This is a genomic window from Pseudoduganella buxea, from assembly GCF_009720835.1.
Taxonomy (GTDB): domain Bacteria; phylum Pseudomonadota; class Gammaproteobacteria; order Burkholderiales; family Burkholderiaceae_D; genus Rugamonas; species Rugamonas buxea.
This window is the reverse complement of record NZ_WNKZ01000127.1, coordinates 1-12,380: the sequence shown is the minus strand read 5'-3', so window position 1 is coordinate 12,380 and position 12,380 is coordinate 1. Positions and strand designations below refer to the sequence as shown.

The window sequence follows — 12,380 nt, the reverse complement described above, 5'->3', positions numbered from 1 at the left end:
GGCGCCGCTCCTCCGACACCGTCACTACTTCGATGGTTTGGTTGTTCCTAGTCATATTCACAGTCGTATTCCTATCCGTAAGGATACCGCATCGACTGTGTCTGGTGGATCAGGGGGCTATCTCACGCCAAGTCATCGGGTTTGCGGAACTCTACGGATAAATCCCGCGCGCATTTGGAACAACCATACTTCACGCCCGTGTTTAACGTTTTTAACGCTAACGCTTTGGTTTCAAATGTCCGCGAACCTACTATCTCGCCATCTGCAGCACGCGGCCACGCCTGGAGGTAATACAAACTATAAGCTGCAGGTCCGTACCCCTGAGCCAAGGAGCACTCAAGCATCTTCGTCGCGACCGGGATGTTTGCCCAGAATCCCTCGCTCGGGTTGTCCCAAGTTGCCGCCATCTTGTCACCGAGGTAGGCCATAGCCTGGGGATTGCCCATTTCCGCTGCCCTTTGCCAGAACGCGAAGGCCTTGGTTGCGTCACCTGACACGCCGACACTGTTCATATAATAGGTTCCCATGCGGTCATAGGCGGCGGGGATGCCGAGCCGCATGGCCTGCTCCACCAGCGCCAGAGCTTCCATTTCCCCGTTTGGCGGATCGCGCTTTTCAAGGTATAGGGTGGCGAGATTGAGCATGGCTTTCCAGTGCCGCCTGTCGGCCGCCTGACGCGTCAGCTGGACGATCTTCCTGTAGTCGCGGTCTTCTTCCCAAAGGTTGTGATCGTCCAGCGCCTGTGCTTCGCGGAACCATGCATCGGCCTGTGCATCGACCGGTGGCACCTTCTTCGCTTCGATCACGCAGGTAAAGGCGGGCCGGTGCGGATCGAAGAGAGGCAGCTTTTCGTTACGGGGCAGGTCCTGGATCGTGCGGTACTGATCGTGTGCCACGCTGTACGCCTTGGAAACGCAAAATGCGGCGAGTCCCGCCAGCAGAACGGTCGACAGGCGACGAAGGAGCAAACGCTTGATCGTCATTCAGCGGCCCTCAGAGCGAGGAAATCAGCTTCGCACCGCACGCCGTGACGTCGCCGTCATAGGCATAGGGCCGGCCCTTGTGTTTGGCGCCGGCGCCAATCGGCTTGATGGGAAACTTGCCTTTGCACTTCGGGCAGACGGTCATATCGTCGGCAAGTGCTGCTTCAATACCCATGACGACCGTGCCGGATGAAGCAGAGATCACCTTGCCGCCGTGATCCGTTTTGTCGTTGAGGCGGATGACGCCACGGCCCGTATGCTTCATGGCTGCTCCTTATGTGTCCGATTACACCAGTTCCGGTTCCGCGCTATCGAGCAGGTGCCATGTCAAGGCGGCCGGATCGAATGGGAAATGCCCGTTGTCGTGCAGTGTCGGGAACGCCTGCCCGGCGGTGACCCAGGCCTGACGCCAGGGCTGGTTGATGGCGTGCCGTAGCGGGTGTTCGAGTGGGAGCCACGGCTGCCAGGTGCCGGTCGCCGGGCATGGCGTGTTTGCACCGCAGGTGAGATGTGCCTCCACGGGTGCGACTTCGCGTGCGAGACCAGTAGCAGCCAGCGGTTCGACCGCGCCGTGGTTGTGGCGGACGGTGAGGAAATGCTGCCACACGATTCCCGGGATCGCGCCGCGGCCCATGTCCTGCGGATACCACGGGCGATCGAAAGCTTCTCCCGTCTCGTAAAGTCCGGGCGGGTTTTGGGCCAGCCAGGTCCGCAAGGGTGCCGGTTCGGCAGGCGCGGTCGCTTGCCAGTATCCTGTGAATGGTGCTTCGGTTGCGGACGTCTTATCGTCGCTCGGGAGCAAGTCGTAGGCGGCGTTTAGGTGCTGCCGGCCTTGCCTTTGCGAGGCGGCACTTGCCTGGGGCTCGGATGGCTTTGGCGTTACGCCTTTTGCGGCATCGATGAGGGTCTGCTTGTCGCCATTCCATGGCGGCAGCGGGGCTGGCGGCAATGGAAGTACTTTGTCCAGGTTCGGAAAAAGGAGTAGAGGATTGAGATTGAGTGCGTTATGAAGTACCACATAGCGCTCTGAGCGCGCTTTGTCGATATGAGGCACGATCATGTCGGCCAGGTCGTCGGGCTTACGGAACTCCACAGACAAGTAGAGGGCGCAGTTGGAGCAGCCCAACTTAACACCTGTGTGTAAGGTCATCAACGCTAGCGCTCTGCTACTTGGCGTGCGCGGTCCTGCTATCTTGCCGTCGGCTGCGCGTGGCCATGCTTGGAGGTAATACAAATCATATGCTGCAGGGCCGTAACCCTGGGCCAGCGAGCACTCCAGCATCTTCCTCGCAACTGGAATGTTTGCCCAGAATCCCTCGCTCGGGTTATCCCACGTTGCCGCCATCTTGTCACCGAGGTAGGCCATAGCCTGGGGATTGCCCATTTCCGCTGCCCTTTGCCAGAAGGCAAAAGCCTTTGTCGCGTCGCCCGACACGCCGACACTGTTCATATAATAGGTTCCCATGCGGTCATAGGCGGCGGGGATACCGAGCTGCATTGCCTGCTCCACCAGTGCCAGTGCTTCCATCTCCCCGTTTGGCGGATCGCGCTTTTCAAGGTATAAGGTGGCGAGGTTGAGCATGGCTTTCCAGTGCCGCCTGTCGGCCGCTTGCCGCGTCAGCTGGACGATCTTCTTGTAGTCGCGGTCTTCTTCCCACATGTCCGGATCGTCCAGCGCCTGTGCTTCGCGGAACCATGCATCCGCCTGTGCATCGACTGGTGGCACCTTCTTCGCTTCGATCACGCAGGCAAAGCCGGGCCGGTGCGGATCGAAGAGAGGCAGCTCTTTGTTTCGGGGCAGGTCCTTGATCGTTTTGTATTGGTCGTGTGCCATGCTGAAGGCCTTGAAGAGACAAAATAGGGAGAAAGCTGCCAGCATCACGGTGGAAACCTGACGAAGCAGGGATCGTTTCATCGTCAGCCCAACCGCACTGTGGCGCTGCGCTTGTCTTCAAGCGGCAGCAGGAAGCCCGTCATGGGCTGCGAATTGCGTTTTCGTTTTTGATTACTATTCATGGTAATTGTCCATTCACCGAATGCTTCCGCAATCTCCGCAGGCGTCGCACTCTTCCCATCAACCGTCCCGCCACTCAACTTCGCCCAAATCTTCCGCCGCAAATCCGCCGCCCGTTTCGCATCGTTCGTCGCCAGGTTGATTTCGCTGTCGACCGCCATGCTGCGCTGGTTCAGGTTGGCGCTGCCCAGGCTGAAAAAGGAATCGTCGACCAGCAGCAGTTTCGAGTGAATGTAGATTTCCCGGTAGCGCATGCGGCGCTGATCGTAGCCGCTGGTCTGGAGCATGGCCACGGCCACCTTCAGGCCGTACTTCTGTTCCAGCGCGTCGATGCTTGGCTTGTCGATGCCGTTGGCGTATTCCACGACCGTGGGTTTGTTGTGGACCGCGCCGGTAGGACGGCCCATCTCGTCGCGGCCCACGCCCGTACGCTCGCGCTTGTTTTCCTTCTCGATCATGGCGGACTGGCCCTTCATGCCGGCCTGCTGGCCGAGGACGCCGAGGGTGTCGTAGGTGCGCGGGACCATTTGTGCGCGTTCGGGCACGGGAATGACGATAAACACGTGCAGCAGCGGCATGTCGCCCTTGGTCTTGCCGGTCGCCGGTCCGGCCGCCTTCCAGCGGGCCATGACGTTCTTGCGTGCCTGGACCAGCCGCTCCGCCCACTCCTGGTACTGGAAGTACTGGTTCTCGATATAAAGATAGCCAGTCGCCGCAGCGGCCACGTCGGTGGCCAGGAAATACATTTCCTTGGCGGTCTTGTCCCGTTCCTCCGGCTGCGTGCGAACGATCTGGACCGACGAATGCGTTCCCGCCATGGCTTTGCGCTTCAGCGCCGACGGAACGGTCTTCAAGTCGTCGGCGATGATATCGCCGCCGGCCCGGCTCCAGGCGCGCACGAAGTTCGCGTAGACACTGGCGAGCGCGCCACCGGAAATGCGGCAGGCGTAGTCCCGGTAGGGCTTGAATGTCTTGAAGCCTGCGTCCGGTTTCTTGTTCTCCTCTGCCTGCACGGCTTCGCCGGCTTCGCGCTCCCCACCGCGCTCGCGCTTCGGATCCTCGATCAGATGGTCTTCGGTATCCCAATAATCCGTTACCGAGTTCAGCCCTTTTACATAGCCGACTGCCTTGGCACCGTCCATGTAGTCGTAGTCGATCAGCAGCGTCTTCTGGTGGTGGGTGCCGAGTCGGATCATCCCAGTCCGCTCGGCTTCCAGTTCGCCCATGCCGCCGGGCTTGTATTTTTCGCTGGCGAGGCTTTGCTCGATGGATGCCGGCACGCCGGCACGCGTCCGGATCGTAATGCCATCCAAGAGACCGGCGAACGCGGCCTTGTACCAGCTGTGGCAGTACTCCTCGCGCGCCATGGCCGCGAGCGATTCCGGGGTGTGTGGCCGTACCGCACCGGTCCCGCGCGCCGGCGTCCCGGCTACCCGCAGCGTGCCCAGGTTTTCCCGGATCAGCGCGACGCTGCGCCTGGCCCCGATTTGTCCGGCTTCATTGGAGCCGCTCACGCAGCGCCACGGGTTAGTCCCATGGGAATGCCCCGGCATGGACAGCGCCGCCGCGCTGCCGATCTTGCTGTACCAGACCAACAGGCGAACCCGCACCATGGGCTTATCCTTGCCGTTGCCCCTGGCCGCGGCGATCAACAGGTCCCCGTAGGTTTCTCCCCGTGGCCAGGTGGTCCCCCCATCGCGCAGCAGTTCCATGCCCGGGTCGAAGCCCCAGCAACAGAGGTCGATCGAGTGCTTCGCCGCCTTGATTTTCGCGGCAATGTCCGCGAACGCCTTCTCGCCGCAAATGAAGACCTCGAGCTCGTTATTGTGGGTGACTGGGTGGGTCTGACAGCGGTTCTCCAGGAACCACTGCACCGTACTGGTAGCCTTGCGGCTGAGCTCGTCAATATGGACTTTCTCGGTACGCTTTATCGGGTCGGGCATGCAGCCTCCTTCGAAGAATGGGGGGACGATTGTCAGAGATATTCGCGACTGTCGGTCGAGCCATCGAGCGCCCGCGCGCCCATGTTGGACAACACCTGTTCGCGGTGAGCCGGCGCGTCGGCAGGTGCGGGTTGCGGGACGGCCGCGAGAGCGTAGACTTCTCCGTTCGGCAGCTCGACACGGTAGTCGGCCGGTCCTGCCTTGTGCTCGACTGCGACCATGCCCATGTCATCGGTGATGCCGTCCCTGACTTTGGTGTCGCCCTTGAACAGGGAGTAGGGGACGTTGGCGAACGGCCGTCCGTTGTCCTTATGGGTCTGTAAAGCAAACAGCAGCTGGGTCGGTTCGTCCGGCGTCTGCGGCTCGGCGATCTTGATCTTGTGTTCCGACGAAGCTTGCGGCCGGTTCTGGGGCCCGACGGTTTCCAGGTTGCCATGGAACAGCGCCGGCTTCGACGCGAAGACTTCCAGCCGGTGGGTGACTTCGACCATGCATTCCGGGCCGTGCAGCCGCACGCCTTTCTTGCCCCGGATGTCGACCCAGTCGGACTGGCTGATGAGGGACAGGACCTTGTTCGCGATAACGGCAATGTCATCGTCGTGCGCCTGCATGGTGATCTTCCCGGACGCAGCAACGAGCTTCATGCCCGCCTTGTGCACGAACAGCCGGAAGGTTTTCTTGATGCTCGCGTACAGGCTATCGCCGGCTGCAATCGAGAGGCTGCCACCCGCTGTCAGGGCAGTGTGCTGGGCGCTGACGATATGGGTGGATTGCGCCGACGTTGTTTCGATTCCAGCCGGGCTCGCCAGGACGAGGTGGGGCTGCGACAACTCAGGAAATTGCTCCCCGGTGCCGCGCACGGCATCGTTCTGTGCCTTCAGCGCATCGGCCACGTCCTGCTGTTGCCCGCTTTCCTGTGCCAGGCCCTGCAGTGCGGCCGTGGTCTGGTCATCGTGCAGCTTGTGCGCGGCGTCCAGGCGCTTCGCCGTTTCGCCCATGTCCTTGATGGGACCGCGTGCTGTCTGTCTCGCCTCGGTCGTGATCAGGAGCCCCTTGGCGGCGCGTGCCACGCCGTGCCCGTCGGTACGCAGCTCCCAGCCTTCACCGCGTGCGTCCTTGCGCCCGCTGGTGTCCTCGATGCGCGTGATGTGGCCAAGCGACAGCTGGCTGCACTGGTGATCGCTTTTCAGCTGCGCCTGGATCTGGTCTTTTGTGTCGTCGAGGACAAGGTGATTGCCGCGAAAGCCGCCTCCCAGCTCCCGGCTGCGCAGGCCCGCAAGCGACTGCTGCTCCGGCAGCGCCCACGGCGGCATGTGCATATGGTTGTAGAGCGCACCGAGTACGAGCGGATGGTCGATATTGCCGTTGGGGTAGACGACGGCCACCTCTTCGCCGACCCTTGGCAAGCGGATCTGCCCGAACTCGCTGCCGGCGGCAGGCGTCATGACGCGAATCCAGGGCGAGCTTTTCTCGTCGTAGTCCCCCAGACGGTCCCAGTGGAACTGGAGCTTGACGCGCCCGTAGCCGTCCGTGTGGATATCCACGCCTGCCGGGCCGACGACGATTGCGGTATGCAAGCCCGTGTAGTTGACAGGCTCGCTGTGATAATTGCGGCCGGGGCGCCAGCGGAGGTCCTCGCGGATGCAGGTAAAGCGGTTCTTGTAGTGGGAGAGGGCGCCTGGACCGACCTGATAATTGTTCGATATTTCATGGTCGACGGACAGGATCAGGTAGCGGCGGTCCTCGATACTGCCGTACGCCTCACCGCCGTATTGTCGTGCGCGCATTGCGGCGCTGAAGTGGCCGCCAAGCTTGAACGTCCGGCCAGGCAGCACGCACCGTTCATTGCCCGTCGCTTCGAAATACTGTGTTTCCTTATCCGCCTCGTCCATACGCCGTGCTGCCAACTGCTCGCCTTCGCCGTGCAGGCGGAAACCATAGGCGCCGGTGTCTTCGTAGACTTCATAAGGAAAGAAATCGCCTTGCCGGTTGACGGAAGGCGCTTCGACTCTTTGCACCCTGGGATTCTTGTAATCGAACGATGCCAATGTCGTCTTGCCCGAACCGATGCGCCGAATGGCGGACCAGGCGTGAATGCCGTCGTCCTCGCGCGAGCCGCCCTGGTCGTGGAACGGGATTACGTACGCTTCCTCGTCGATCGGCTTGGACAGGGTGCTGTTATCCGAGATCATCAGCGTATGGCCGTCAGATCTGTGTTCGTACCAGTAGTGCAGGCCCAGCGCTTCCCAGCGCCGGTGCAGGTGGTTGTAGTCGGTTTCGTTGTACTGGTTGGCGACAGTCAGCCTTGACTCGTCGATTTGAACCATCTGCCAGTCGGCCTGCTGGTAGTGCTGCAGGGTTTCCGCTGTGATTTCGAGCACGTTCTTATTGTGGAACGACCTGCTGTCCTTGCGCAGGCGGGCAAATGCGAGCCACGGTTCGAGCACCATCTGATAAAAGGCGAAGCCGCCATCGGTGCGCAGGAAGCGGAATTCGGTGATGTAGCCGTTGAAGTAGCGCAGGCTTCCGTCTTGCAGGACCAGCGAGATCGTTACCATCCGCCCCATCAGCGTCTTGAGCGGGATGCGCGGGTCGTCCGACAGCAGCTCGGCGTCGAAGCGGAAGCCACGCGAAATCTCCTCACGGGCGGCCAGCTTGTTCGGTAGCAGGATCGCGGGCGGCCCGTCCGCCAGCGGAAAGTCGAGTTGCATGAGGCGGTTATGTTGGGAGGCGCCGCTGAACGCCGACAGAGCGGCGCCGAGCGCGATATCCTGGATTTTGCCCATTGATTGTCTCCGATGGCTTTCGGCGGCAACGCACGTGCCGAATGTAGCCGCCACCTTAACCTCGTGCTGACTGGCAGGACTTGGCGGGAATCAACGCATCTTCCTCGCGGATACAAGTTTGGCTGAGCAGGGCGTGATGGAGCGTGGATGGCGTAGACCGCGCGCTTGCCTGCCGGCAAATGTCGTATTTGACATAATATAGATTATGCGTAATAGCAGCCATGGCGCTTTCAGCCAGGTTTTCACGGCAGATCGACACTCGCAACAGGCCACCCCGGCACCTCCATCGGTCCGTTGGACAAACCGTGGTGCCGCGCAGTTTGCGCGTCAGCGAAATCCTCGCTGCTGGTCGGCATATCCGTGGCGTCGCAGTTGTCGGTGTCGTCGCGCTCGCCCGTGCGCTCAAATTCGGCGTTGGCTTTCCAGCTTCACCAGGCCACTGGCCAGCTTCTTTTCCCTGTGCCCGGGCCTGGCACGGCTTCGCGTGCGTCGCCCAGGCTGTCGAGACCCGCCAGCCGATCGATGCGCGTGCAAGCAAAACGGTGCCTGTCGTGGCCCAGCAGTTCCATCACGAGCGCCATGTCGTTGCACTTGCTCGCGTCCAAAGCTTTACATGCTCGTTCGGCCGACGTCCGCCAGTACATCTGCGCCCGGCTGGTCGAGACTGCTGGGCATCATGGCATCGACTGATTCCGCCCGGCGATGCGCCGACCGCCGGGGGCCGTTGCAGGCATGCTTGCGAGGAACGCAGCCGCGCAACAGCGCCTGGGCGCCGCCATGTGTCAGTTGCGCAGGTTGCGCAAGTAAGCGCTGGGTCCGGGCGCAGGTAATACCGCCTGGGCATGGTGGCAGTCAAGACCTTGACCAACTGCGTTCGCTGCCCCACTCCTCCCGGTATGCGGAAAAATCCCTTTCGCGGCCCGATCTGCGGGCGCTCGCCTGCCAGCCTGTCTACAAGGCCATGCCCTTCAACACCTGGTCCGCCACGAGGCGGGCGCCGCCGACGGACATGTGGTCGTCGTCGAAATACCGCGCCACGCCGCCGCTGGCCGCCAGGCAGCTGACGCCCGTGCAGAACAGCGGTGCCGGGTCGATGACGGTCACGCCGGCCGGCAGCTTGGCCAGCCGGGCCGTGACCCAGGCGCTGCGGCGGGTCCACCACGCGCGGCTGGCACCGTCGATGGGCGCCAGCGGATCGCTTGCGCGCAGCACCAGCGCGTCGATCTGTTTCGGCAGTTCCGGTGCCTGCAGCACCAGGCGCACCTGTTTGCCGTGGGCGACGAAATGGCGCAGCACGCCCACATAGGCGGCCCAGCGGCGTTCCCGTTCGTCCGCGCCGATGGTGTCCGGCCAGCCCGGATAGGCGCGTTCGTGGGAGCCGAACAGTGCACCGTGGATGCGGTAGGTCACCACGACGTGGTCGATATCGGGATGGCTGGCGATGAAGTTGGCCGCTTCGTTGGTCCAGTCGGCGCAGGGCTGGTCGCGTCCCGTCACGGTGCGGCCGAACATGGGGCTGCAGCCGCTGAAGGTGAACTGTTTCAGGCGGATGCCGCGCGGTTCCAGGCCTTGCGCCAGGGCGTAGGCCAGTTCCACGGCATGGCTGTCGCCGAACACGGCCACGCGCAATGGGCCGCCGTTGATCTCGCAGGCTTTCGCGGGCGGCGTGTAATCGGCGCCGCCCGTGTGACATTTTGCCCGCAGCGGGCTGGCGGCGGCCGTCTTCAGCACTTGCCGGTGGGCGTCCGTCGTGCGGGCCTGTTCGAAACCATGGGTGGCGTGGCCCGCCAGCCCCAGCAGCAGGAAGACCGTGCTGCCGATGGCGGCGTACAGGAAGATCTGGCCGCGCTTGAATCGCTGGCGGTCGCGGAACGGCTTTTCGATGTACTGCCAGCTGAAGTACGCCAGCACGATCGATGCGACGACGAGGCCGGCGAAGACGAGGCGGTCCGGCTCGTCCAGGCTGCGGTGGCGGGCCAGCGCGAACAGCGGCTGGTGCCACAGGTAGGCGGAAAAGCTGACCAGGCCGATACCAACGAGGGCGCGGCGCCCCAGCAGCCTGCCGACCGTGGTTGCCGGCGTGGCGAACAGGATGACGAGGGCCGTGCCGGCCGTGGGCACCAGGGTGTACAGGCTGGGGAACGGCGTGTCCTTGTCGAACAGGAAGATGCTGTACAGGAGCAGCGCCAGGCCCAGCGCGCTCCCGGCCTCGCTGGCCAATCGGCCCGGCTGCCAGGCCCGTTCGTCGAGCAGGCACAGGGCGGCGAAGGCGCCAATCAAAAGTTCCCAGCCGCGCGTGGGCAGTAGATAGAAAGCGGCGTCCGGCTGGGCGGCCGAGCCCCAGTGGGCGATGGCGAGGCTGGCCAGGGCGGCCACGGCCAAGAGCGGCAGCACGCGCCGGGGGCCGAAACGCCACACGCCCATCAGCAGCAGCGGAAAGAACAGGTAGAACTGCTCCTCGACGGCCAGGCTCCACGTGTGCAGCAGCGGCTTCAGTTCCGCGGCCGATTCGAAGTAGCCGCTGGTTTTCCAGAACAGGATGTTCGATGAAAACAGCATCACGGCCACCAGGCTCTGCGACAGGCTTTTCAAGTCCTGCGGCACCAGCCACATCCACGCGAACGGCAAGGAACAGGCTAGCACGAAGAAGAGCGCGGGCAGAATGCGCCGGGCGCGGCGCTCGTAGAAATTGACGATGCTGAAGTTGCCCGCCTTGATCTCTGCCACGATGATCGTCGTGATCAGGTAGCCGCTGATAACGAAGAAGATGTCGACGCCGACGAAACCGCCGCTGAAGAAGTCGAACCCCGCATGAAACAGGATGACGGGCAGCACGGCGACGGCGCGCAGGCCGTCGATTTCGGCGCGATAACGCATGGGACGCTTTCAGGAGGCGGACGGCAATCTGGTCGGCTGCATTGCCGCTCATCGTTGACCACCTGGCCACGATAAAGCGTTGCGGCTCGTTCTGTTTGCAAAGCGAAGCTGCCTTTGCTCTGACGCAGTATATGCAACAACACAGGCGGACGCGAGCGGACGCGTTGTCAATTTGCCACGGTTCAAGCGCCCTCTTCCTGTCGATGGCGGCAGGGCGCCGCGATTTCACCGCGAAACCGAACAGCGCACGGAATGACGGCACCTATCAGGGCCTCTATCCTGGAATCGAGGAATACGGAATTGGTAATACAACGTATTACGTTGTGTTTCTTGGCTTAACTAGCAAATATATGACATTACTTGTATAATGTCGCATATAACGACACGTGGCCGCATGCTGGTGAATTTGCTGTAGCGCCGCCCTGCCCGGCCCGCCGAATACCCGAAACCCGAAGCAGCCGACTCCAACGCAACTGCCCGCCACCACCCTCGCCACCCATGACCACCACCCTCGTCCCGACCGCCATCGAAGCCCTGCACCTGCCTGCCCACCTCGACGGCCAGCGCGGCAGCAACCGGGGTGGCGACGGCCGTGCCCAGATCGCCGCCGACAACGATATCGACGCCATCAAGGCCTGGCTGGCCCGCTTCATCGATACCCGCACCACCTTCGACAGCTATCGCAAGGAGGCCGAGCGCCTGCTGCTGTGGGCGACGGTGGAACTGGGCAAGCCCCTGTCGTCGCTGGTGCACGAGGACTGGCTGCGCTACCGCCACTTCCTGCAGGACCCGCAGCCGGCCGAGCGGTGGATCTCCCCTGCCGGCCGCAAGTTCCCCCGCGCCCATCCGCAATGGCGCCCCTTTGCCGGCCCCCTGTCGCCCAGCAGCCAGCGGCAGGCGGCCATCATCCTGAACGCCCTGTTCTCCTGGCTGGTGCAGGCCGGCTACCTGGCCGGCAACCCGCTGGCCCTGTCGCGCGAGCGCAAGCGCCGCACGCCGCCCCGCATCACCCGCTACCTGGACGACGATATCTGGGCCGAAGTCAAGGCCACCATCGAGGCCATGCCGCGCGACACGCCACGCCAGCGCGAGCAGTACCTGCGCATGCGCTGGCTGATCACCCTGCTCTACCTGTGCGGGCTGCGCGTGTCCGAAGTGATCGGCACGTCGATGGGGGCGTTTTTCGCGCGGCGCGACCGGGCCGGCGTGCAGCGCTGGTGGCTGGAAGTAGTGGGCAAGGGCGACAAGCTGCGGCTGGTGCCGGCCACGGCGGAATTGATGACGGAGCTGTCGCGCTACCGGCGCGAGCTGGGCATGACGCCCTTCCCGCTGCCGCAGGAAACGGCGCCGCTGGTACTGCCCATCGGTGGCAAGGAGCGCCAGATGACGCGGGGCGGCGTGCATGAAATCGTCAAGCAGGTATTCGAGAAGACGGCCGAACGCTTCCGCGCCAAGGGCCCGGACTATGCGACCGAGGCGGCGCGCGTGATGATGGCGTCGGCCCACTGGCTGCGCCACACGGCCGGCTCGCACATGGTCAACGGCGACGTCGACCTGCGCCATGTGCGCGACACCCTGGGCCACGTGTCGATCGGCACGACCAACACCTACCTGCATTCACCCGACGACAGCCGCCACACGGAAACGGAAAGCAAGCACCGCATCGCGTGGTGAGACCGGGCTCGCGAGGCGGCGCCTGATCGCTGGGCTACTGGTCCGGGCCGCCCCGGCCGCCGCGCCGCGCCTTGCGGGCCGGCTCGGGGGTGGCCGCGGTGGC

At 63.3% G+C, this 12,380-nt stretch carries 7 protein-coding genes; 1 reads left to right on the top strand and 6 read right to left on the bottom strand.

The features are described from left to right. Positions 1-122 precede the first annotated feature (122 nt). The 6 genes from GM672_RS25420 to GM672_RS25395 all read right to left on the bottom strand — a co-directional run bounded on the left by GM672_RS25420 (position 123) and on the right by GM672_RS25395 (position 10,603). Complete coding sequence (locus GM672_RS25420) at positions 123-983, bottom strand: tetratricopeptide repeat protein (RefSeq protein WP_155473317.1); 861 nt, start codon at positions 981-983, stop codon at positions 123-125. A 10-nt stretch (positions 984-993) separates the two neighbouring features. After that, entirely contained in the window at positions 994-1,248 is a 255-nt protein-coding gene (locus GM672_RS25415) for a PAAR domain-containing protein (protein WP_155473316.1), read from the bottom strand. 21 nt (positions 1,249-1,269) lie between these two features. Next, positions 1,270-2,898, bottom strand: coding sequence for a tetratricopeptide repeat protein (locus tag GM672_RS25410; protein WP_155473315.1), 1,629 nt, complete (start codon positions 2,896-2,898; stop codon positions 1,270-1,272). A gap of 2 nt (positions 2,899-2,900) precedes the next feature. Then, on the bottom strand, positions 2,901-4,940 hold the full coding sequence (locus GM672_RS25405; RefSeq protein ID WP_155473314.1) for a phospholipase D-like domain-containing protein: 2,040 nt from the start codon (positions 4,938-4,940) through the stop codon (positions 2,901-2,903). A 32-nt stretch (positions 4,941-4,972) separates the two neighbouring features. Continuing rightward, entirely contained in the window at positions 4,973-7,726 is a 2,754-nt protein-coding gene (locus tag GM672_RS25400; RefSeq protein ID WP_229417943.1) for a type VI secretion system Vgr family protein, read from the bottom strand. A gap of 951 nt (positions 7,727-8,677) precedes the next feature. Then, a complete protein-coding gene (locus tag GM672_RS25395) occupies positions 8,678-10,603 on the bottom strand; it encodes an acyltransferase family protein (protein ID WP_155473313.1) in 1,926 nt (641 codons plus the stop codon). Between the two features lie 498 nt (positions 10,604-11,101). Between GM672_RS25395 and GM672_RS25390 the strand changes: the two genes are divergently transcribed. Beyond that, the gene (locus GM672_RS25390; protein WP_155473312.1) at positions 11,102-12,277 is read left to right on the top strand and encodes a tyrosine-type recombinase/integrase; all 1,176 of its coding nucleotides are present in this window, start codon (positions 11,102-11,104) and stop codon (positions 12,275-12,277) included. The last annotated feature ends 103 nt before the right edge of the window (positions 12,278-12,380 follow it).